The following is a 20,725-nucleotide window of genomic DNA, read 5'->3' as shown; positions in this document are numbered from 1 at the left end:
TGACGTTTGAAAGGGGGGCACAAACTACGGTGCGTAAGCTTCGGATTGTAACATCACCCGTGCCAACTCCCTAATTCTTCTGCCAGCAGCGCGTAATATGTACAAAAACTTACACCCGCGCGCGCAGCTGCGCGGCCAGCTGTTGTAGCGCTGGCGGCGTTTTATGACCAATGAGCATGTAGTTAAATTGCCGCCGCCGCCAGTACACCACATTCATCCCGTGCCGTACTTCCTGATCCGGCGGTTGCTCATCTGCCTGGCTGGCACGGGTAATACACAGCGCCAGTGGTCCGAATTGCCGGTCGGGATAAAGGATTTGCGCAATCTGCTGCTGGTCATAGCCAGGCAGATGCGCGCCAGGAAATAGCCGGGGAAGGAAATTTATTCAGATGAAAAAGTAATAACAAACTTTTTTTAAGACAAAAAAAAGAGGCCGATCGCTCAGCCTCTTTTTCCGCGCCGCCTTCAGCTGCGCTTTTTCGCCGCGGCTCGCCCCGGCTCTTTCGCCAGTAGCGAGACCAGTGCCGGCCCGGCCAGCATCAGTACGCCAATACCGCCCAGCAGCAGGTTATTGTGAATAACTCGTGACAGCAGTAACAACACCAGCATCGCGGCGCCGAAGTAGTAAGTGGTAGTCACATCCTCAAGGAAGTCCCCGAGGTTACGCAGGCGCGGCGTGCGCTGGGTCAGCATCATGGCGATGAATACACTACTGTACATCGCCAGTAACACCATACTGACCTGGATAAGCGCCTGATGCTTCCAGCCCAATACCAGGGCAGCGATAAGCAACAGATGCAGTGAAATATGTACGCAGGTTTGTCCGGTGACAATCTGTATACGGTTCGACCATTTCATCTTCTTCTCCTGGCAGACCCAACGAAAGGTCGCCCAAGCTGTTACCGGCAGGTGCCGGTGACGAATTCTCTCAGACTAACGCAATTTTCGGATAATGCCGCAAATTACCGCTCATATCGGCACTCTTTTGTGACAAAGACTACACTTTATCCTTAACAAAACGAAAAGGAGAGCGCACACAGTATGTCACAAAATGCGCAAGGATTTTCATTTAAAGTCCTGACGATTAACACTCACAAGGGTTTTACCGCCTTAAACCGGCGTTTTATTCTGCCAGAACTGCGCGAAGCAGTGCGCGCCACCGCCGCAGATATTGTTCTGTTACAGGAAGTGATGGGCACCCATGAAACGCATCTGCTGAACGTTAATAACTGGCCTGATACCCCTCATTACGAATTTCTTGCCGATACCATGTGGAATGATTATGCCTATGGCCGTAATGCCGTTTATCCCGAAGGTCACCATGGCAACGCCGTACTGTCACGTTTCCCGATCGCCGCTTACGAAAATCTGGATATTTCCGTTGCCGACAGTGAAAAGCGCGGCATGCTGCATTGCAAGCTACAGGTGCCCGACCGTGATATTACTCTGCATGTGATCTGCGTTCACCTTGGATTGCGCGATGCGCACCGCAATGCGCAGATGGAGATGATGTGTGAATTATTGCGTTCGCTGCCGGCCGATGCGCCGGTGGTGGTCGCCGGAGACTTCAATGACTGGCAGCAACGAGCCAATCAGCGGCTGCTGCAATGCGCCGGTCTGGAAGAGGTGTTCAGCCGTGAAACCGGCCGGCCGGCACGCACCTTCCCGGCACGTTTCCCGTTGTTGCGTCTGGATCGCATCTATGTGCGCAACGCCAGTGCCAGTCATCCTCAGGCGCTGCCGCGCAAACCCTGGTCCCATCTCTCCGATCATGCGCCACTGGCAGTGGAGATCCATCTATGAATATGCAATGGCGCGATGGCAACCGCATCCGGTTGCTGGAAAATGGCGAAGCGTTTTTCCCGCGGGTCTACGGCGCGATCCGCCGGGCAGAACAGAGTCTGCTACTGGAAACCTTTATTCTGTTTGAAGATGCCGTGGGCAATGAGCTGCATGGCGAGTTGCTGGCAGCCGCACAGCGCGGCGTGAAAATTGAAATCATGGTCGATGGCTACGGCTCAGCGGATCTGTCGGATAACTATGTACACAGTCTGACCTCCGCCGGGGTGCGTTTTATCTATTACGATCCCCGTCCGCTGGTGTTCGGTATGCGCACCAATGTGTTTCGCCGTCTGCATCGTAAAATCGTGGTGGCAGATGGCGAGATAGCCTTCGTCGGCGGGATTAACTTCTCTGAGGAGCATAACAGCAGCTATGGCGCACAAGCCAAGCAGGACTATGCCGTGGAGGTAAAAGGGCCGGTTGTCGCGGATATTACCCGCTATGTGCAGCAGGAGATCGGCAGCCAGCAGATCACACGCCGCTGGTGGGGCCACCGCTCCCACCGCCCGGCGCACAACAACACGCCGGGCGATGCCCAGGCGCTGTTTGTCTGGCGTGATAACGATCAGCATCGCGACGATATCGAACAGCACTACATGGATATGCTGCGCAGCGCGCAACAGGATGTGATTATCGCCAATGCCTATTTCTTCCCCGGCTACCGCCTGCTGCGTGAAATGCGCAATGCCGCCCGGCGCGGAGTAAAAGTTAAGCTGATTGTGCAGGGGGAGCCGGATATGCCAATCGTCAAGGTTGGGGCGGAGTTGCTGTATAACTATCTGCTGGATGCCGGGGTGGAGGTCTATGAGTACATCCGTCGGCCGCTGCACGGTAAAATCGCCGTCAAGGATCAGCAGTGGGCCACCGTCGGCTCGAGCAATCTCGATCCCCTCAGCCTGTCGCTCAACCTGGAAGCCAACCTGATTATTCACGATCGCCAATTTAACCAGCTGCTGCGCGACAACCTGCAAGGGTTAATCGCGCGCGACTGTCAGCGCGTCGACGGCAGCAAGCTGCCGAAACGCAGTTGGTGGCAGTTAAGCAAAAGCGTGCTGGTGTTTCACTTTTTACGCCACTTTCCGGCGATTGCCGGTTGGCTGCCGGCCCATACGCCGAAACTGGCGCTGGTGGAACCGCCGGTACAGCCGGAAATGGAGACCCAGGACCGGGTTGAAACCGATAATCCGGGGGCTAAATCCTGATGTCGAAAGCTCATCCTGCCCGGACGCGGCTTAAAAAAGCGCTGACGTGGCTGTTTTTTATTGCGGTGATCGCCCTGCTGGCGATCTATGCCGGAAAGGTAAACTGGCAAGATGTCGGTGAAGTGATTATTAACTACAACCGCACCACTATTTTGCTGGCGCTGGCGCTGGTGGTAGTCAGCTATCTGACCTATGGCCTGTATGACCTGATTGGCCGCGCCTGGTGTAGCCATAAACTGGCGAAGCGTCAGGTGATGCTGGTATCGTTTATCTGCTACGCCTTTAACCTGACGCTCAGTACCTGGGTGGGCGGCGTGGCGATGCGTTACCGTCTCTATTCCCGTCTGGGGCTCTCCGGCAGCACAATTACGCGCATCTTCTCCCTGAGTATTGCCACCAACTGGCTCGGCTATATTTTGCTGGCTGGCGTGGTGTTTAGCAGCGGAATGGTGCCGATTCCTGCCGGCTGGTTTATCGGTGAGGGCACGCTACGTATTATCGGCGCAGGACTGCTGGCGTTGGTGCTGCTGTATCTTGGCCTGAGCGCCTTCTCAAAACGCCGACACTGGACAGTAAAAGGACACAAGCTGGTGCTGCCGTCCCTGCGTATGGCGCTGTTTCAGTTTGCTGTCTCCAGCGCTAACTGGATGGTGATGGGCGCCATTATCTGGCTGCTGCTGGCGCAAAAGGTGGATTATCCGCTGGTGCTCGGGGTACTGCTTATCAGCAGTATTGCCGGGGTAATTATTCATATTCCGGCAGGGATTGGCGTACTGGAAGCGGTGTTCCTTGCGCTATTAAGCGGTCACCATGCCTCGCATGGCGCGATTATCGCCGCGCTGCTGGCCTATCGGGTGATCTATTTTATCGCCCCGCTGCTGCTGGCGCTGCTGCTCTATTTGTGGCTGGAAGGACGCGCCAGCGCGCTGCGAAAAAAGAATCAGCTGGATCGCGGGTCATCAGCCTGATCGCAGGGGGACGGCGTACTACGCCGTCCCCCTGCTTCACATTTAGCGACGATTGCCGAAAATACGCAGTAACATCAGGAACAGGTTGATAAAATCCAGATAAAGCGTCAGCGCCCCCATAATCGAGAAACGACGCAGATTCTCTTTGTCATCGACATTAATCCCTTCGCCGATATTTTTCAGCTTCTGGGTGTCATAAGCGGTCAGGCCGACAAACACCACCACGCCGATATAGGTCACCGCCCACATCAGGGCGCTGCTTTTCAGCCAGATATTCACCAGCGACGCCAGCAGAATCCCGATCAGCGCCATAAACAGCATGCTGCCCATTCCGCTCAGATCGCGTTTGGTGGTGTAACCCCAGAAACTCATCGCGCCGAACATCCCGGCAGTGATAAAAAAGGTACTGGCAATCGAGGAGTAAGTGTAGACAAGGAAAATACTGGCCAGCGTCAGGCCGGTCAGCGCCGAATAGAGCATAAACAGCCCGGTGGCCAGCGCGCCGCTGAGTTTATGCACCATCCCGGACAGCACAAAAACCACCCCCAGCTGCACAATAATCAGACCAAAAAAAGTAATGCGGTTGGCAAACACCAGCTCCATCACTGCCGGCGTATTAGCGGCAAACCAGGAGACAAATGCCGTCAGTAGCAGGCCGCAGGTCATCCAGCCATACACCTGGGCCATATAGGTTTGTAGTGCGGTGCTCGTCTGCTGAACTATTGAATCGTTCGACCGTGGAAATCGATCCATGATGTGCTCCTTAGCATTGAGTGAAAGTGATTCCTTTGAAGTTTGGCACAACCCGACGCAAATTAGCTATCAATGCAGTTTTACAATTCATTTCGCTGAGTTTTGCTCTCTTCAGCCGCGGAAAATAAAGCTAAAGTTGCGCACTGCCGTGCCGATACAAAGAGTAATACGGAGCCACTCAGACAGGAAGTTATCTCTGTCAATAAGGTTATAACTTCACGCCACACCAGGGAATACTGTGCCGGCACGTCACAGCGCATGATTAACGTGCCATACACTGCTGGTAACGGCTGTCCACTTTGTGGGCAAACCAGGCGGTCGTCAGATTACGGGTTATTTTCGGGCTTTCCAGTTTGATACCCGGCAACACTTCGCGCGCTACGCGCCTGCCAGCCATTTTATCGGCGAGGGCGAACAGATCGCGATAAAGATCGGTTTGCGCAAATTCTGCGCGATCGCCCTTCTCCAGCGCCTGGCGAATCGCCCGGTCACTGATATCCAGCCGTTTACCCAGTGTTCGCACCGCCAGCTCCGTCGCGCCGGGCCGATCGGAACCATAGATAATCAGATCGCCATCCAACGCCAGTGCTATTCCGCTGGTGCGCGCCACTGCCGCCTGAAACGCCGTATTGCGGCTGGCATACCAGCCCGCATTGAAATCGGCAAAACGATACAGCGGCTGGCTATAGCCGGCAGAATACCCCAGCAGATGGCGGGTGCCAAACCAGATGCCGCCGCGACGGCTGAACACTTCGTGACGAATGCTGCCGTCAATCGGGTATGGATAACCTTTGGCATGAGCTTCAGCGAAGGCGATACTCACCTGCATCGGCCCGCCGGTATGAACCGGGTTCAGATCGCCAAATAGCTTCTGCCCCATCGGCACTATCTCAATAAAGTCATCGAAAATGGCACTCAGCTCTTTTTCACTGCGCACCTTGTCGAGACGTTCGCTATAACTCTTACCGTTCGGCGATTTAATCAGTAACGCCGTATGCACCACAAATGCCGGTACATGCAGTTGCGCGGCGCGGCGCTCGATCTCCCCCCAGGCAATACCCGGCAAGCCGGGAACCACCGCGTCGGCACTAAAGGTCGACTCCTGGTCGGTGACCGCCATCACCGCACACAGGTTACTGGTCGTCGGCTCGATATCCTGCGTGCGGAACGCGGCGGCAATATCCGTAGCCCAGGCCGCTTTATTGCTGACCTTTGCCGGCATCAGCCTGACGATCTCCGCTTGCACATCGGCCGGATTTTTCGCCGGCGGTGCAATGTTTTTTTTACTGCTACAACCTGCCAGCACCAACAGGGCCAGCAGCGTAATGCCACGCGGGGAAAATGGAGATAACATGCAGATCCTCAGGATATTTAATGCTGCAGGCACCTTAACTAACCTACAGCAATGAATCCATCAGATTAGGCCATTTTTCCGTATCGGCACCCTATCAGGGACGATAGGCCGGATAAGTAAAAAACAGCAGATGCAGCAGATTCAGGGCAAAATGAAACAGGGTTGCCACCCACAAACGGCCGCTCCACATCCACGCCAGCCCATAAATCACCCCGGCCACGGTGGCAAAGCCCACCAGTAGCGCTCCGCCGGCCAGATGGCTGATGCCAAACAGTACGGCACTGGCCAGCAGACCCGCCAGCGGGCCAATCAGCTGGCTGAGGCGCCGCTGCAAATAGCCACGAAACAGCGCCTCTTCCGCCAGGCTGACAAAAAACAGATTGGCGAGGAAAAACTGGCCGAACCACTGCGGGAAATGCATTTCAATTTTTAAGCCACCGGCGACAGTCGCCAGCAGTAACAGCACAGGCAAACTGACAATCAGCAATAGCCAGTGCCGACGTTGCGCATGGCGTAGCGGGCGGGTAGCGAACAGTGACGGGATAATAGCGAGGAAAACGAAAGGCAACAGTGCTTTATCAAAATTATAGTACATCGAAAAGGGCGCGCTCATCTCCCCAACGCGCACCTGATCCAGTACTCTCAGGTTGTTAAAACCGGGGGCGAAATGACTCAGCAAATTGATGGCAATAAACAGCAGCCCCAGCTCTGCGCCAACCGCGACGGCACCGATCTGCCGATAGCGATGCAGCAGCAACGCCATGATCGCCAGCACCGCCATCACACCAACGCCAGCCGGTTGAAGCACGCCGCTGTATCCTGCCCAAACCGTGGCGACCAGCAACAGAAATAGAGCAACCCGGCGATCAAAGCCGGAAACCAGCAGTGAGGCCGCAAGTAACATCCACATAAAAAATCCTTTTTTATTCCGGTGAAAAAGCGAAATTTCGCCAGTGGCGATACCGCCAGCCGTCACTCCGATGATCTGGTCAGCACGCTGTGCAGATAAGCGCTGGCCAGTACAATCAGATGCTGACGGAAAACCTCGATCTGTGCGGGATCGATACTCCCTTCCAGTAACATCCGTACCGGGCCATTTATCGCGCCGAGCAGCATCACTGTCACCACCGGCAGCGGGCTAATCTTACCGTCACTGGCGGTATTTAGCATCTGTCGCACCGCTGCCTGTAGACGCTCCTGTGCCGCCCTGACGCGCGGATGGCTACCATAGCTCTCCGCCACCGCATACAGCGCACGCGACAGCGCCGGTTGCGACAATTTAGCCTCCAGCCAGCTCAGTACCAGCGCCTGCGCCATACGGTCGACCGGCTGATAGTGCGCCGCCGCGCAAGCCTGCTCCAGCTGACTGGCGACCGTAGCAAGATAACGTGCCAGCACCGCCACCATCATCGCCTCGCGATTGGGGAAATATTGATACAGCGAGCCAATCGACACGCCGGCACGTTCCGCCACCCGCGTAGTATTACAGCGCGCCAGCCCCTGCTTTAGTAAAACCTGGATCGCCGCATCAAGGATGGCGTCAACGGTGGCGATAGAACGCGCCTGCACCGGCGCCTTACGCGGCCCGGAGGGATCGGTTTCATGGTTCATAGCATGCTAATAGTCAATCTGAAGGGAGGATGCATATTCTGGAAGAGAACGGAAAAAATGAAAAGGTGAAATGATAAACAATATGCCAGCGGTTATCCGCGCTGGCGTCCGTGACGCGGATCGGGGCAGTAACCCGTCGTCAATGATTACTCCCAGCGTTTTGCCGCCTGTTTATCACTGTCACGCGCATCGACCCAGCGGTCGCCCTGCGGCGTGGCTTCGCGCTTCCAGAATGGCGCACGGGTTTTCAGATAGTCCATGATAAATTCGGCAGCGGCAAAGGCGGCGCTGCGGTGGGCGCCGGTCACGCCCACCATCACAATCTCATCGCCGGGAAACAGTGCGCCGATACGATGAATCAGGGTGACGCGCTGCAATGGCCAGCGCTGGCGCGCTTCGGCGACAATCTCTTCCAGCGCTTTTTCCGTCATCCCGGGATAGTGCTCCAGCGTCAGTGCGGAAACATCATCCCCGAGATTGTGGTTGCGGACTTTGCCGGTAAAGGTCACCACCGCGCCATCTTCGTCACAGGCGGCCAGCCATTGATACTCTTCGGCCATATTAAACGGCTGATGACCGACGCGAATGCGGGTTTCCATCTTAACCTCCGGTCACCGGCGGGAAAAAAGCCACTTCATCGCCATCCTGCAATGGGTGCTGCAACGCCACCAGCGTTTGATTGACCGCCGCCAGCAGACGGCCGGACTCCAGCGCCAGCGACCAGCGGTCGCTCTGACCGGCCAGCATCAGACGCAGGGCTTCCACATTGGTAAACTCTGGCGCTATTTCCAGCTGGTGGACGCCCACCAGCTCGCGAACCTGCGCAAAAAACAGCACCTTAATCATGGGGCACCGCCTGAAAATTACCGGATTTACCGCCGCTTTTACTCAGCAGGCGCAGATTATCGATGGTGATATCCTTTTGCACCGCTTTACACATGTCATAAATGGTCAGCGCAGCCACTGATGCAGCGGTCAGCGCTTCCATTTCCACCCCGGTTTTACCGGTTAAACGGCAGCAGGATTCGATGCGTACACGGTGCTGTTGCGGCTCGGCGCTTAAGTTCACTTCAACGTTACTCAGCATTAACGGGTGGCAGAGCGGGATCAATTCCCAGGTACGTTTCGCCGCCTGAATGCCGGCAATGCGCGCGGTGGCAAACACATCGCCTTTGTGATGGCTGCCGTCGATAATCATCCGCAGAGTATCCGGGTGCATCACCACATAAGCTTCGGCGCGCGCTTCACGCACCGTTTCAGCTTTGGCGGAAACATCTACCATGTGTGCCTCGCCCGAGGCGTTGATATGGGTTAATTGCGACATAACTTACGGCTTCTTCAAATGCGAAACAAAATTACAGGGACGGGTGCGGGCATCAAGCTGGTCGGCAATAATACGCTCCCACGCGCTACGGCAGGCATTGCCGGAACCCGGCACCGCAAAAATTAGCGTCTGATTGGCCATACCGGCCAGGGCGCGCGATTGCAGGGTCGCGCTGCCGATATCTTCATAAGAGACCATGCGGAACAGTTCGCCAAAACCTTCAATCTCACGGTCAAACAACGGCTGCAGCGCTTCCGGGGTACTGTTGCCGGCGCTAAAGCCGGTGCCGCCATTAATCAGAATGACCTGTACATCGTCACTGGCGATCCAGCTGGAGACCACGGCGCGAATACGGTACTTATTATCCTGAACAATCGCGTGATCAATCACGCTGTGGCCCGCTTCGCTGACCGCCTCACGCAAATAGTCGCCGGAACTGTCGTTCGACGCGTCACGATGGTCGGAAACGGTTAATACCGCGATTGCCGTTGCTGTAAACTCTGAATTGGGTTTGTCCATTACGCTTCTCCAGGCCGGTTAGCCACCAATAAATGACAGATTCTGAGTGATGCCAGTGTTGCCCTGATGCAGGAAGTGCGTCTGTTTTTTGCTGTTCAGGCTGGCGGCAATACGCGCCTGTAGCGCCTGCTGCTGATCGTCACTGACCAGCAGATCGCGCAGCGACACGCCGCTATCGCCAAACAGACAGAGATGCAAATTACCGACAGCGGAAACGCGCAGACGGTTACAACTGGCACAAAAATCTTTTTCGTAAGGCATGATCAGACCGATTTCGCCCAGGTAGTCCGCATGGTGAAAGACCTGCGCCGGACCATCACTGCGCGCGCGCGGCTGCTGCTGCCAGCCGCGCGCCAGCAGCCGATCGCGGATCACTTCACCGGAGATATGGTGCTGGCGAAACAGCTTACCGCCGTCGCCGGTCTCCATCAGTTCGATAAAACGCAGTTGAATCGGGCGGGTACGGATCCAGTCGAGAAAGGTATTCAGGCTATGATGATTAACATCACGCATCAGGACGGTATTGACTTTGACTTTGCTGAAACCGGCGCTGAAGGCGGCATCAATGCCGCGCATCACCTGGTGAAATTTGTCCTGACCGGTAATGGTGTGAAACTGGCGGGCATCAAGACTGTCGACGCTGACATTGAGCGCCGTCAGACCGGCGTCGCGCCAGGCGGCGACATCACGCTCCAGACGATAGCCATTGGTGGTGACCGCCAGTTGCCGAATGGCGCTGTTTTCCCGTACCGCCGCAATAATCTCGCAGAAATCGCGGCGCAGCGTCGGTTCGCCGCCGGTCAGCCGCACCTTTTCGGTGCCGGACGCGGCAAAGGCACGGGTAACGCGCCGGATTTCATCCAGCGACAGGAAGCTTTTATTGGTGATCCCTTGCGGCTTATAGCCTTCGGGCAGGCAATAGGTACAACGAAAGTTGCATACGTCAGTGATCGACAAGCGCAAGTAATAAAACTTGCGCTCAAAATTATCAATAAGCTGTAACACCAGAACACCTTTCCAAATACGGGAGATGCAGTCATTTCTTTCTGCACCCTGGCAGCTCAAAGGCTACGGCCAGTGCACCCTATCGCAAGGACTTAGGTACAAAGGCTTTGAGTGTAATTTACCGCGCGGCGGCAAATCATGGTGAGGTGAATTCTAGCGCTAACCACAGAGTGATGCCACCAACACTTTTCGCTATATATTATGATATATAACGATTTTCCGCCGATTTTCGCCGCGCGATCGGGTAAAATGCGCCAAAATTAGCCCGGCAGCGCCTGATCATGGCCTGCTAAGCAGTTAGTGCTGTTAACCCGGCGGTCGGTGTACCGCCCCGGATATATTAAGGAGTTATGGTGAATGCGTAATCGCACGCTGGCGGATCTGGACCGCGTCGTCGCCCTCGGAGGGGGACATGGATTAGGCCGGGTGATGTCGGCACTGTCGCCGCTTGGCTCGCGCCTGACCGGTATCGTCACCACCACCGATAATGGCGGCTCCACCGGACGTATTCGCCGCTCCGAAGGCGGTATCGCCTGGGGCGATATGCGTAACTGCCTGAATCAGCTGATTACCGAACCCAGTGTGGCGTCGGCCATGTTTGAATACCGCTTTAGCGGCAACGGTGAACTTTCTGGCCATAATCTCGGCAACCTGATGCTAAAAGCCCTCGATCACCTCAGCGTGCGGCCGATTGAGGCGATTAACCTGATCCGCAATTTGCTGAAAGTCGATGCTTTTCTGATCCCGATGTCAGAACAGCCGGTCGACCTGGTGGCAGTGGATGCCGAAGGCCATCTGACTTACGGCGAAACCGATATTGATCAGATGGCGCTGCCGCCGCAGGAGTTGATGCTGTCGCCGACGGTGAGCGCCACCCGGGAAGCGATTGAGGCGATTGCGGAAGCCGATCTGATCATCATCGGCCCCGGCAGTTTCTATACCAGCCTGATGCCGGTGCTGTTACTGAGTGACATGGCGCAGGCGCTGCGCCGCACCCCGGCGCCGATGGTATTTATTGGCAATCTGGGGCGCGAACTCAGTCCTGCGGCAGCCAGTCTGACGCTGGCCGATAAGCTGGCGCTGATGGAAAAACATATTGGTAAGAAGGTGATCGATGCGGTAGTGATCAGCCCGCACAGTGATATCCAGGGAGTGGAAGATCGCCTGTTGATCCGCGAACCGCTGGAAGCGGCGGATATTAAGTACCGTCACGATCGGCAGTTGCTGCGCATGGCGCTGGAACGCGCGATTCAGGCGATTGGCTGACTGTCTTAGCGACAATCGCTGATGGCGACAGCAGCGATTGTCGCCATCAGCACGACAAGATGGTCGTAATGAGCACGACTTTTATTGAATACTCCGGACTCTGGCTGGTTATCGATATTCTTACCGCCGGCGTGATATCCAGTCAGTTACTTTCCAGTAAGCCCGTGGTTATTCGCTGGCTTGCAGATGATTTTCTATGGGAAGACATAGTGCAATTATTATATGGGCTTATTTTTCATTAGGAAATAGTTCTAATATTATATAATTGTCATAGTGGGATTTTCCGCATGGCGCGGCCGCATATTACCAATGAGTTTAAAGTGATCGCAATCTCAAATTTTAAACTATTTTTATCCGCCGTTAGAAAATAGTAATAAATATTGTTATTATCGCAATAAATCGCATCAACCAGGCTGCTTATGCCAATTTTAGCGCAGCTTCTTCGACATCAACGATAATTTACTGCGGCCACGCCAAAAGCAGGAGGAATACATTAATGAATAAAGATTTTTTCTCAGACACTGCAAAGAATAATTATATAAAGGAATACCTGGAAAAACAGCTGGCGAGATATGGTAAGATGCACTACGCATTTTCAATAATGGATAAAGAGGATATAGATAAAATATTAGTTATCAGTGATTTAAAAGACTACTTCACAGATATTTACTTGAGAAACAAATTTCAAAGCATAGATCCTGTTATTATCAATACCCTAAATCGTGTTTCACCTCTTGTCTGGGATGAAAACCTGATGATTAGTTCTCAGTGGACAATCATCTTCAATTCAGTGGCACCTTATAATATTATCAGCGGGCAAACCTTTGTTTTACATGATCATAATGACAATCTGGCGTTATTATCACTTTATATTAACAAACTTTTAATGGTGGATATTGATGATAATGTTAAAAAACACAAAAATGATCTTCAAGGGCTTTTAATTAATATTCATGAAATGCTGTTTTCTCTCTATCGCGAAGACCAAAAAAATAACAGTGCAAAAATTGATAAAAATATATTCTCGCCCCGTGAGTCTGAAATACTTTACTGGTGCAGCATTGGAAAGACCTATCCAGAAATTTCCCATATCCTTAACATCTCTGTTAGTACAGTGAAATTCCATATGGGAAATATTGTGAAAAAACTGGGTGTCAATAATGCAAAACATGCCATTAGTTTAGGTAGCGAACTCAGGCTTGTTTCTGCGCCACCAGTAAAGAAAACAAATTAATATAAATCAATACATTAATATATCATGCATCATGGCAGCAACGAGAATAGAGGTTATCGGCAGTAGATTACCCTATATTTTGGAAATAATAACTCACCCCGAATACATCGATTCTCCTGACACCACTTTGTGTGGCAGCCGGAATGGCATGTCCGTACTGCTTCTATGGTACGCGATTACCACCGTTGCCTCATATCAGCATGCAGAAATAGCCGCAAGCTGCATAAAAATGAAAAGCAGACACGCCAGGCATTCGGATTTGAATCGAGTATGTGCTCTGCTGATTAAATTAAACGCGATAACCAGGGGTCTTTGCTTACCCTTTATCACGAAGCGGCAATAAACAGCTCACGCGCTTCATGCAGCCGATCGCGCACCGCTGCCGCTTCTTCGAACTCCAGATTCTGCGCATGCTGCTGCATCTGCGCTTCCAGCTCGTGGATTTTCTTCTGCAGCGCCTGCGGCGTTAGCGCCAGATAGCCGTTATCCGCCTCTGCTGCCACACGGGAGGATTTGCCGCGCCCTCTCGCTTTGTTTTTGCCGCTGCCCTGCCCCAGTTGCAGAATATCGGCAATCTTTTTGTTCAGCCCCTGCGGTACAATACCGTTCTCTTTGTTGTACTGGTCCTGTTTCTCACGACGGCGCTCGGTTTCACTAATGGCCTTCGCCATTGAGGCGGTAATGCGATCGCCATACAAAATCGCCTTGCCATTGATATTACGCGCCGCACGACCGATGGTCTGGATCAGCGAGCGTTCGGAACGCAGAAAACCCTCTTTATCGGCATCGAGAATCGCCACCAGCGATACCTCCGGCATATCCAGCCCTTCCCGCAGCAGGTTAATCCCCACCAGCACATCAAATTCGCCGAGGCGCAGATCGCGAATAATCTCCACCCGCTCAACGGTATCAATATCGGAGTGCAGATAACGCACCCGCTCGCCATGCTCTTCAAGGTATTCGGTCAGATCCTCTGCCATACGTTTGGTCAGCGTCGTCACCAGCACCCGTTCGTTGATCGCCACGCGCTTGCGGATTTCTGACAGCAAATCGTCAACCTGGGTGGTGACCGGGCGCACTTCAATTAGCGGATCGAGCAGACCTGTCGGCCGCACCACCTGATCGATAATATCTTCGCCGGATTTCTCCAGCTCGTAGTTGCCCGGCGTCGCCGACACATAGATGGTTTGCGGCGCCAGCGCCTCAAATTCTTCAAATTTCATCGGCCGGTTATCCAGCGCTGACGGCAGACGGAAACCATACTCCACCAACGTCTCTTTGCGCGCCCGGTCACCGCGATACATACCGCCAATCTGCGGAATAGTCACGTGCGATTCATCGACCACCAGCAGGCCGTCAGCCGGCAGATAGTCAAACAGCGTTGGCGGCGCTTCACCCGGCCCGCGCCCGGAAAGGTAGCGCGAGTAGTTTTCAATACCTGAGCAGTAACCCAGCTCATTCATCATTTCTAAATCAAACTGGGTACGCTGCGCCAGCCGCTGCTCTTCCAGCAGCTTGTTATTCGCCAGCAATACCTGACGGCGATCGGCCAGTTCGACTTTAATTTCTTCCATCGCCTGCAAAATACGCTCGCGCGGCGTGACATAGTGGGTTTTCGGATAGATGGTATAGCGCTGCAGTACCTCAAGCACCTGGCCGGTCAGCGGATCCAACAGCGACAGGCGTTCAACTTCCTCATCAAATAACTCAACGCGTAGGGCAATTTCATCGGATTCCGCCGGGAAAATATCGATCACCTCGCCGCGCACCCGGAAAGTACCGCGCTGAAACGCCTGATCGTTGCGGGTATATTGCAGTTCGGTCAGACGCCGCAGAATGGAACGCTGATCGATAATCATGCCGCGCGTCAGATGCAGCATCATTTTCAGGTACAGGTCGGGATCGCCCAGACCATAGATCGCCGATACCGAGGCCACCACAATCACATCACGTCGCTCCAGCAGGGCTTTGGTCGCTGACAGACGCATCTGCTCAATATGCTCGTTAACCGAGGCATCCTTTTCAATAAAGGTATCAGAACTCGGCACATAGGCTTCCGGCTGATAGTAGTCATAGTAAGAGACGAAATACTCTACGGCGTTATCGGGGAAAAACTCCTTCATCTCACCGTACAACTGAGCAGCGAGGGTCTTATTCGGCGCCAGCACCATCGTTGGGCGATTCAGATCAGCAATCACATTGGCGATGGTGAAAGTCTTGCCCGATCCGGTAACGCCCAGCAGCGTCTGATGGGCAAGGCCATTTTCCAGTCCGTCCTCAAGCAGACGAATCGCCTCCGGCTGGTCGCCAGCAGGTTGAAATGCAGAATTGAGTTTAAAAACTTTGCTCATTGATGGGCTACCTGATGAAGAAATGCGCGAACCGGAGTGTAATTCTACTCGCCTCTGACGATTTTTCCAGAAAATTACACTGGATATAACAACAGTTGTTCTGCGCAATGCTTCGCCAGATAGCAAAGCGTCACTTTTACTCGCCATTATTGGGCAGAAGCCCGAGGATTGGCGTGCAAGGTTATCCCCAGAAGTTTCTGTCGTTTAACATTTGTCAAGCATACTGTAGTGAAACCGTCATCTGAAAAAAGGCGGAAAACCCTCAGGCTTGATTTTCATTAACGTATTGATTTAATTCAAAATGATTTACAAGCCGAGTTTAGCAGCAGTTAAAGCGCAAGCCGCGTCCGCTCTCGTCTGTCACATGTTTTCATTATCTAATGCACATGGTTATCCACAGGAATAGTGGATAACTGATTACAGCGCCCGAAACGTCTGGGGTGTATAAAACTGTGCTGCACGGTATTTGCGCGCTGAATTATTTTTTTTTGGTTTTTTTTCATCTTAACTTAGCGCCAGAGTGATTATGCAATGCATATCTTATGCCGCGATTCCAGCGCTTTTTACCCACTAATATTCGTGTCACAACTGGTACGAAAATGCCTTGTGCCGGACCATTTGCACCAGCGCATAGAGCAAAAAAGCACCGCATCAGTGCAGCACGCCCCTCCCCGGCAAGCTATTGTTAAATACTGTTCACCAATTAGCGCAGGTAATCACTTTAGCGGCGCGATTAAAACCATCACTGTCAGCTATTTCTGGCCTGATAATTGCAGGATTGCTATACCACCTCGCGCTTTCATTACACCAGAGCGATAGCACGAAGCCGTGGCAACAACGTTTTGCGCCATTGATGACAGTTTGCTTAATGCCACAAGCGGAAACAATCAGGTGCCAGCGGAATATTGTCTGGAAGGAGAGTGTCAGATGTTGAGCTTACGCGCAGTAAATCAGTTTTACGGACAGAACCATATTCTGTGGGATGTGGATCTTGATCTGCCGCCAGGCACCTGTACCGGCGTACTGGGCAGCCCGGGCATGGGGAAAACCACGCTGGTCAATTGTATTATGGGCAATTTGCCGGTTAATAGCGGCAGCATGACCTGGCAGGAAGATGGCTCGCCACCCAAGAACCTGCTGCTGCAGCCGATGGAGACGCGGGCACGCATGGGAATTGGTTATGTGCCGCAGGGGCGCCAGATTTTCTCGCAGTTAAGCGTGGAGGATAATCTGTTGATTGCCCTGCTGGCCGGTCAGGACGATCGTCATCGCGCCATCCCGCCGATGGTGTATGAGTTGTTTCCTCAGCTCTATTCACTGCGGCATAAACGCAGCGGCGAGCTACCGCCGGATCAGCAACAACAGCTGGCGCTGGCACGGGCGCTGGTCCTGCAACCGAAACTGTTGATCCTGGATGAGCCAACGGAAGGGATGTCGCCATGGCTGGAAGAGGAGATGGGCAATTTGATCCACCGTCTGAACCACGACTTTGGCCTGACCATTCTGCTACTGGAACAGCGGCTGTCGTTTATCCGCCGTGTCGCCGATTACTTTCTGCTGTTGCACCGCGGGCGCAATGTGGCGCAGGGCAAAGTCGCTCAGCTGGATGACAGCATGGTTAACATGTGGATGCCAGTATCATAATGCTGCGGGACGAAACGGTCGTCCCACAGCTTTAATCCGGCAGGCGCAAATAGTCGCCAAGATGGTCAAACGCCGCGCTGTCGGTAAGCCAGGGAATTTCACCTAAAAACGGCGCAGGAAGCCGCTGACGCAAACTGGTCAGATATTCCTGATGACGTCTGCCTGGCGGTTGCACATCATTGGCAATCCAGCCGGCAAAGCGCAACCCGGCGGCCGCTATCGCCTGTGCGGTCAGCAGCGCATGGTTAATACAGCCCAGCCTGATGCCCACCACTAAAATTACCGGTAACTGCTGTTCGATCACCCAGTCGGCAAAAGTATGCTGCGCCGAGAGAGGCGTAAACCAGCCGCCCGCCCCTTCCGTTAACACCCAGTCAGCCTGCGCACTGAGCTGCGCCAGCCCTGCCGACAGTTGCGCAAACGTAATCGGCCTGCCCTCTTGCGCACTGACAATATGCGGCGAGGTCGGTTCCAGAAATGCCAGCGGATTTACCTGCTCATAAGGCAGCGTCAGCGCGCTGTACTTTTGCAACGCCAGCGCATCGCTGTTGCGCAGCCCGTGCGGCGTTAACTCACAGCCTGACGCCACCGGTTTATAGCCGACGGCACGATAGCCTGCCTGTACCGCGGTCTGCAGCAAGGCGCTGCTGGCAACGGTTTTGCCCACGTCGGTATCCGTTCCGGTAACAAACCAGCGTTTAATCACAACGAAATCACTCCAAAAACTAAATGGTAACTCAGCAGACAGCCGCGTCCGTCGCGCGGCCAGAACTGCTCCAGTTGCTGCAAACGCTGGCGCGTCATCAGGCCGGCACTGCGCCCCTGATGCAGATGGGTGGCGCCAATACCTTTCAGTGAGCGCATCGCCGCCAGCACATCAGGAAATGCCAGCGTCAGGCGCTGCTGACTCAGCTGCAGATTTTTACCCGCGCAGGCGCCGGCTATCTGTTCGACGCTAAGAAAGTGATTAACATGCTGCGCAGCATCCAGCTGCCGCCAGGCGGCACGCACTTCGCTCAGCGAATCGGCGGCCAGCGTCGAGAACAACACCTTGCCGCCGGCGCGCGTCACCCGGCAAAGCTGGTTAACGGCATGCTGTAAATCGTCACACCACTGCACCGCCAGATTGCTCCAGCACAGGTCGACAGCACCATCAGGCAGCGGTAAAGCATCAATGTCACCCTGCAGGTAGTGGTGCGCCACCTGACCGCTCTCCGCTTCTGCCAGCATCGCCGGTGACAGATCGAGCGCTGTCACCTGAAAACCCCGCTCGCGCCAGCGCTGGCTGAACCAGCCACTGCCGCAACCGGCATCAAGCACCTGACGATAGCCGGAGACATCGGTTAGAGACATTAATCTGTCGCCACAGAGTCGCTGTAACTGTGCGTGATGGTTATAACTTTGCGCCGCGCGGCCAAAAGCTTGCGCCACCGCCTGCTTATTCACCTTGGGCGTCATATAACCTCTCCAGTAAGCCGTCGATATCCTGCGGCTGATGGCTGGCATTCAGCGTAATGCGCAGCCTTGCGCTGCCCACCGGCACCGTCGGCGGGCGAATGGCGCTAACCCAATAACCGCACGCACGCAGACGCGCGGCCAAATCCAGCGCCGCCTGATCTTCACCGACGATCAACGGCTGAATCGCAGTAAGGGAATCGCCGAGGCGCAAGGGTAAATCACCCGCCCCGCGCCGGAAACGGGCAATGTTTTCCGCCAGTTGCTGGCGCAGCTCGTCGCCCTGCTGAATCGCCTGCAACGCGGCCTGCAATGCGCATGCCTGGGCGGGCGGCATTGAGGTGCTGTAAATCAGATGACGGGCAAACTGCAGCAGATAATCAGCCGTATCAGCGTCACAAAGCACTGCGGCGCCGCTTACGCCAAAGGCTTTGCCAAAGGTCACCACCAGCAGTTCCGGTCGCACCTGTTGCTGCCAGCAACTGCCGCGCCCCTCCGCCCCCACCACGCCAATGCCATGGGCGTCATCCACCATCAGCCAGCCGTCACTCTGCTGCGCCAGCCGTTGCAGATCGGCCAGCGGCGCGCTGTCGCCATCCATACTGAACACCCCTTCGGTTACCACCAGCGTCTCTCCGGCGCAGTATGGCGTCAGCAGTTTTTGCAGGCTGTCAGGCTGATTATGGCTAAAACGACGCAGCGTTGCCGGGCTGAGGCTGGCCGCCTCCAGTAGCGACGCATGCGCCAGCTTATCGGCGAAGATGCGCTCATTTTTGCCGGCTAACGCGCTAATTAACGCCTGATTGGCGGCAAAGCCAGAAATAAACAGTAAGGCGCGCGGATAGCCCAGCCAGTCAGCCAGTTGCACTTCCAGTTCCGCATGGGGGCGGCAATAGCCGGTCACATGTCCGGAACCGCCGGAGCCGACGCCATAACGTTCCGCCCCCTGTTGCCAGGCACGGATCAGCCGTACATCGTGGCTCAGTCCCAGATAGTCGTTAGCGGAAAAATTGCGATAGCGCTGACCGTCAACCTCAATCCAGCGCGCATCGCCCAGTTGATTGAGGGTGCGCTGGCGCAGACGCCCGGTTTCCCGCCGCTGCGCCAGCGCCGTAGTGATACGATGTTGCCAGCTCATCAGACCGCCGCGTTATAAAACAGCCCGCTATCGGCGGTCAGCAGTTGACCGGTCAGCAACTGCTGCTGTTCGTTATCGCCCGACTCAGTGGTGGTGTGCTGCGGATTCAGTCCCAGTTTGCGGAACAGCTGCAGATCCTTATCCTCTTCCGGATTTGGCGTCGTCAGCAGTTTACAGCCGTAGAAAATCGAGTTGGCGCCGGCCATAAAACACATCGCCTGGGTCTGCTCGCTCATCTGTTCGCGTCCGGCAGACAGGCGCACGTGGGAGCCGGGCATCATAATGCGCGCCACAGCAATAGTGCGGATAAAATCAAAAGGATCCACATCCTCGTTATCCGCCATCGGCGTGCCCTTCACTTTCACCAGCATATTGATTGGCACGCTTTCCGGCGGCACCGGCAGATTTGCCAGCTGCACCAGCAGACCGGCACGATCGCTGACGCTTTCACCCAGTCCGACGATGCCGCCGGAGCAGACCTTAATCCCGGCGTCGCGCACTTTACCCAGCGTATCCAGACGCTCCTGGTAACTGCGGGTGGTAATCACGCTGCCGTAGAATTCCGGCGAGGTATCGAGGTTATGGTTGTAGTAATCAAGTCCCGCATCGGCAAGACGATGGGCCTGGCTGTCATTCAGCGTGCCGAGGGTCATGCAGGTTTCCATTCCCAGCGCTTTCACCCCTCTGACCATCTGCTCAAGGTAAGGCAAGTCGCGGTCGTGCGGGTTTTTCCACGCCGCCCCCATGCAGAACCGGCTGGAACCGGCGGCTTTCGCCTTACGCGCCGAGGCCAGTACCTCTGCCACTTCCATCAGGCGTTCTGATTCAAGACCGGTTTTATAGCGCGCGCTTTGCGGGCAATATTTACAGTCTTCCGGACAGGCGCCGGTTTTAATCGATAACAGGGTGCTGACCTGCACCTGACGCGGATCGAAATGCTGACGATGCACCTGTTGCGCGGCGAACATCAGTTCGAGAAAAGGTTGATTAAACAGGTCCTGCGCCTGTGAAACTGTCCAGCGTTGTGCCATTGCATGCTCCAAAAAGGTCTGTCGTTTA

General features: G+C 54.6%; 23 protein-coding genes and 1 riboswitch. Of the genes, 8 read left to right on the top strand and 15 right to left on the bottom strand.

The window, feature by feature from the left end:
- The first annotated feature begins 163 nt into the window (after positions 1–163).
- Positions 164–367 carry a hypothetical protein gene (locus JWF83_RS12625; RefSeq protein WP_413650560.1) on the top strand — a complete coding sequence of 68 codons (204 nt, stop codon included), beginning with the start codon at positions 164–166 and terminating at the stop codon, positions 365–367.
- 98 nt (positions 368–465) lie between these two features.
- On the opposite strand, the gene JWF83_RS12620 is transcribed toward JWF83_RS12625, so the two are convergent.
- Positions 466–858: a YbhQ family protein gene (locus JWF83_RS12620; protein WP_413650559.1), complete on the bottom strand. Its 393-nt coding sequence runs from the start codon at positions 856–858 to the stop codon at positions 466–468.
- Positions 859–1,041: 183 nt separating this feature from the next.
- On the opposite strand from JWF83_RS12620, the gene JWF83_RS12615 reads away from it, so the two are divergent.
- From JWF83_RS12615 to JWF83_RS12605, 3 genes are read left to right on the top strand one after another with little or no spacing between them, the layout of a single operon-like run.
- Positions 1,042–1,803, top strand: coding sequence for an endonuclease/exonuclease/phosphatase family protein (locus tag JWF83_RS12615; RefSeq protein WP_413650558.1), 762 nt, complete (start codon positions 1,042–1,044; stop codon positions 1,801–1,803).
- Positions 1,800–3,044 carry a cardiolipin synthase ClsB gene (gene clsB / locus JWF83_RS12610; RefSeq protein ID WP_413650557.1) on the top strand — a complete coding sequence of 415 codons (1,245 nt, stop codon included), beginning with the start codon at positions 1,800–1,802 and terminating at the stop codon, positions 3,042–3,044. Before JWF83_RS12615 ends, clsB begins: the two co-directional genes overlap by 4 nt.
- Entirely contained in the window at positions 3,044–4,012 is a 969-nt protein-coding gene (locus tag JWF83_RS12605) for a lysylphosphatidylglycerol synthase domain-containing protein (protein WP_413650556.1), read from the top strand. Before clsB ends, JWF83_RS12605 begins: the two co-directional genes overlap by 1 nt.
- A gap of 42 nt (positions 4,013–4,054) precedes the next feature.
- Here the strand turns inward: JWF83_RS12605 and JWF83_RS12600 are convergent, their stop codons facing one another.
- The 9 genes from JWF83_RS12600 to moaA all read right to left on the bottom strand — a co-directional run bounded on the left by JWF83_RS12600 (position 4,055) and on the right by moaA (position 10,581).
- Complete coding sequence (locus JWF83_RS12600) at positions 4,055–4,765, bottom strand: Bax inhibitor-1 family protein (protein WP_413650555.1); 711 nt, start codon at positions 4,763–4,765, stop codon at positions 4,055–4,057.
- Positions 4,766–5,027: 262 nt separating this feature from the next.
- On the bottom strand, positions 5,028–6,119 hold the full coding sequence (locus JWF83_RS12595) for a DUF1615 domain-containing protein (protein WP_413650554.1): 1,092 nt from the start codon (positions 6,117–6,119) through the stop codon (positions 5,028–5,030).
- Between the two features lie 94 nt (positions 6,120–6,213).
- The gene (locus tag JWF83_RS12590) at positions 6,214–7,029 is read right to left on the bottom strand and encodes a CPBP family intramembrane glutamic endopeptidase (RefSeq protein ID WP_413650553.1); all 816 of its coding nucleotides are present in this window, start codon (positions 7,027–7,029) and stop codon (positions 6,214–6,216) included.
- 62 nt (positions 7,030–7,091) lie between these two features.
- On the bottom strand, positions 7,092–7,730 hold the full coding sequence (locus JWF83_RS12585; protein ID WP_413650552.1) for a TetR/AcrR family transcriptional regulator: 639 nt from the start codon (positions 7,728–7,730) through the stop codon (positions 7,092–7,094).
- Positions 7,731–7,876: 146 nt separating this feature from the next.
- Entirely contained in the window at positions 7,877–8,329 is a 453-nt protein-coding gene (moaE, locus tag JWF83_RS12580) for a molybdopterin synthase catalytic subunit MoaE (RefSeq protein WP_413650551.1), read from the bottom strand.
- Between the two features lies 1 nt (position 8,330).
- On the bottom strand, positions 8,331–8,576 hold the full coding sequence (gene moaD, locus JWF83_RS12575; protein WP_413650550.1) for a molybdopterin synthase sulfur carrier subunit: 246 nt from the start codon (positions 8,574–8,576) through the stop codon (positions 8,331–8,333).
- Positions 8,569–9,054 (bottom strand): cyclic pyranopterin monophosphate synthase MoaC, encoded by a 486-nt coding sequence (gene moaC, locus JWF83_RS12570; protein ID WP_413650549.1) that lies wholly within the window; start codon positions 9,052–9,054, stop codon positions 8,569–8,571. The genes moaD and moaC overlap by 8 nt, the downstream gene beginning before the upstream one ends.
- Before the next feature lie 3 nt (positions 9,055–9,057).
- Positions 9,058–9,573 (bottom strand): molybdenum cofactor biosynthesis protein B, encoded by a 516-nt coding sequence (moaB, locus tag JWF83_RS12565; RefSeq protein ID WP_413650548.1) that lies wholly within the window; start codon positions 9,571–9,573, stop codon positions 9,058–9,060.
- An 18-nt stretch (positions 9,574–9,591) separates the two neighbouring features.
- Complete coding sequence (gene moaA / locus JWF83_RS12560; RefSeq protein ID WP_413650724.1) at positions 9,592–10,581, bottom strand: GTP 3',8-cyclase MoaA; 990 nt, start codon at positions 10,579–10,581, stop codon at positions 9,592–9,594.
- A riboswitch (molybdenum cofactor riboswitch) is annotated at positions 10,568–10,702 on the bottom strand. It overlaps the preceding gene by 14 nt.
- A gap of 233 nt (positions 10,703–10,935) precedes the next feature.
- Between moaA and yvcK the strand changes: the two genes are divergently transcribed.
- The 3 genes from yvcK (at position 10,936) to JWF83_RS12545 (ending at position 13,078) form a co-directional block, all read left to right on the top strand.
- Positions 10,936–11,844 (top strand): uridine diphosphate-N-acetylglucosamine-binding protein YvcK, encoded by a 909-nt coding sequence (gene yvcK / locus JWF83_RS12555; RefSeq protein ID WP_413650547.1) that lies wholly within the window; start codon positions 10,936–10,938, stop codon positions 11,842–11,844.
- 68 nt (positions 11,845–11,912) lie between these two features.
- Positions 11,913–12,086: a hypothetical protein gene (locus tag JWF83_RS12550; protein ID WP_413650545.1), complete on the top strand. Its 174-nt coding sequence runs from the start codon at positions 11,913–11,915 to the stop codon at positions 12,084–12,086.
- A 254-nt stretch (positions 12,087–12,340) separates the two neighbouring features.
- A complete protein-coding gene (locus JWF83_RS12545; RefSeq protein WP_413650544.1) occupies positions 12,341–13,078 on the top strand; it encodes an autoinducer binding domain-containing protein in 738 nt (245 codons plus the stop codon).
- A 326-nt stretch (positions 13,079–13,404) separates the two neighbouring features.
- Here JWF83_RS12545 and uvrB read toward each other — a convergent pair whose 3' ends face one another.
- On the bottom strand, positions 13,405–15,429 hold the full coding sequence (uvrB, locus tag JWF83_RS12540; protein WP_413650543.1) for an excinuclease ABC subunit UvrB: 2,025 nt from the start codon (positions 15,427–15,429) through the stop codon (positions 13,405–13,407).
- Between the two features lie 927 nt (positions 15,430–16,356).
- Between uvrB and JWF83_RS12535 the strand changes: the two genes are divergently transcribed.
- Positions 16,357–17,073 carry an ATP-binding cassette domain-containing protein gene (locus JWF83_RS12535; RefSeq protein ID WP_413650542.1) on the top strand — a complete coding sequence of 239 codons (717 nt, stop codon included), beginning with the start codon at positions 16,357–16,359 and terminating at the stop codon, positions 17,071–17,073.
- A gap of 31 nt (positions 17,074–17,104) precedes the next feature.
- Here JWF83_RS12535 and bioD read toward each other — a convergent pair whose 3' ends face one another.
- The 4 genes from bioD to bioB are packed head-to-tail and all read right to left on the bottom strand — an operon-like array spanning position 17,105 to position 20,697.
- Positions 17,105–17,776: a dethiobiotin synthase gene (gene bioD / locus JWF83_RS12530; protein WP_413650723.1), complete on the bottom strand. Its 672-nt coding sequence runs from the start codon at positions 17,774–17,776 to the stop codon at positions 17,105–17,107.
- On the bottom strand, positions 17,776–18,531 hold the full coding sequence (bioC, locus tag JWF83_RS12525) for a malonyl-ACP O-methyltransferase BioC (RefSeq protein WP_413650541.1): 756 nt from the start codon (positions 18,529–18,531) through the stop codon (positions 17,776–17,778). The genes bioD and bioC overlap by 1 nt, the downstream gene beginning before the upstream one ends.
- Positions 18,512–19,666, bottom strand: a complete 1,155-nt coding sequence (gene bioF, locus JWF83_RS12520) for an 8-amino-7-oxononanoate synthase (protein WP_413650540.1) — start codon at positions 19,664–19,666, stop codon at positions 18,512–18,514. The genes bioC and bioF overlap by 20 nt, the downstream gene beginning before the upstream one ends.
- Positions 19,666–20,697, bottom strand: a complete 1,032-nt coding sequence (gene bioB, locus JWF83_RS12515) for a biotin synthase BioB (protein ID WP_413650539.1) — start codon at positions 20,695–20,697, stop codon at positions 19,666–19,668. The genes bioF and bioB overlap by 1 nt, the downstream gene beginning before the upstream one ends.
- Positions 20,698–20,725: the final 28 nt, after the last annotated feature.

Origin of the sequence: Pantoea sp. B65 (assembly GCF_047308185.1) — a bacterium.
GTDB lineage: Bacteria > Pseudomonadota > Gammaproteobacteria > Enterobacterales > Enterobacteriaceae > Erwinia.
The sequence above is the reverse complement of the archived record's forward strand: the minus strand, read 5'-3'. Positions and strand labels throughout refer to the sequence as shown.

Bases quoted from the DNA above. Each gene is read 5' to 3' on its own strand.
- JWF83_RS12550 (WP_413650545.1), top strand. From the start codon at position 11,913: ATGAGCACGACTTTTATTGAATACTCCGGACTCTGGCTGGTTATCGAT.
- clsB (WP_413650557.1), top strand. From the start codon at position 1,800: ATGAATATGCAATGGCGCGATGGCAACCGCATCCGGTTGCTGGAAAAT.
- bioF (WP_413650540.1), bottom strand. From the start codon at position 19,666: ATGAGCTGGCAACATCGTATCACTACGGCGCTGGCGCAGCGGCGGGAA.
- JWF83_RS12620 (WP_413650559.1), bottom strand. From the start codon at position 858: ATGAAATGGTCGAACCGTATACAGATTGTCACCGGACAAACCTGCGTA.
- JWF83_RS12625 (WP_413650560.1), top strand. From the start codon at position 164: ATGACCAATGAGCATGTAGTTAAATTGCCGCCGCCGCCAGTACACCAC.
- JWF83_RS12595 (WP_413650554.1), bottom strand. From the start codon at position 6,119: ATGTTATCTCCATTTTCCCCGCGTGGCATTACGCTGCTGGCCCTGTTG.
- JWF83_RS12600 (WP_413650555.1), bottom strand. From the start codon at position 4,765: ATGGATCGATTTCCACGGTCGAACGATTCAATAGTTCAGCAGACGAGC.
- JWF83_RS12535 (WP_413650542.1), top strand. From the start codon at position 16,357: ATGTTGAGCTTACGCGCAGTAAATCAGTTTTACGGACAGAACCATATT.
- bioC (WP_413650541.1), bottom strand. From the start codon at position 18,531: ATGACGCCCAAGGTGAATAAGCAGGCGGTGGCGCAAGCTTTTGGCCGC.
- uvrB (WP_413650543.1), bottom strand. From the start codon at position 15,429: ATGAGCAAAGTTTTTAAACTCAATTCTGCATTTCAACCTGCTGGCGAC.
- moaE (WP_413650551.1), bottom strand. From the start codon at position 8,329: ATGGAAACCCGCATTCGCGTCGGTCATCAGCCGTTTAATATGGCCGAA.
- bioB (WP_413650539.1), bottom strand. From the start codon at position 20,697: ATGGCACAACGCTGGACAGTTTCACAGGCGCAGGACCTGTTTAATCAA.
- JWF83_RS12615 (WP_413650558.1), top strand. From the start codon at position 1,042: ATGTCACAAAATGCGCAAGGATTTTCATTTAAAGTCCTGACGATTAAC.
- yvcK (WP_413650547.1), top strand. From the start codon at position 10,936: ATGCGTAATCGCACGCTGGCGGATCTGGACCGCGTCGTCGCCCTCGGA.
- moaB (WP_413650548.1), bottom strand. From the start codon at position 9,573: ATGGACAAACCCAATTCAGAGTTTACAGCAACGGCAATCGCGGTATTA.
- moaD (WP_413650550.1), bottom strand. From the start codon at position 8,576: ATGATTAAGGTGCTGTTTTTTGCGCAGGTTCGCGAGCTGGTGGGCGTC.
- JWF83_RS12605 (WP_413650556.1), top strand. From the start codon at position 3,044: ATGTCGAAAGCTCATCCTGCCCGGACGCGGCTTAAAAAAGCGCTGACG.
- JWF83_RS12585 (WP_413650552.1), bottom strand. From the start codon at position 7,730: ATGAACCATGAAACCGATCCCTCCGGGCCGCGTAAGGCGCCGGTGCAG.
- JWF83_RS12590 (WP_413650553.1), bottom strand. From the start codon at position 7,029: ATGTGGATGTTACTTGCGGCCTCACTGCTGGTTTCCGGCTTTGATCGC.
- moaC (WP_413650549.1), bottom strand. From the start codon at position 9,054: ATGTCGCAATTAACCCATATCAACGCCTCGGGCGAGGCACACATGGTA.
- JWF83_RS12545 (WP_413650544.1), top strand. From the start codon at position 12,341: ATGAATAAAGATTTTTTCTCAGACACTGCAAAGAATAATTATATAAAG.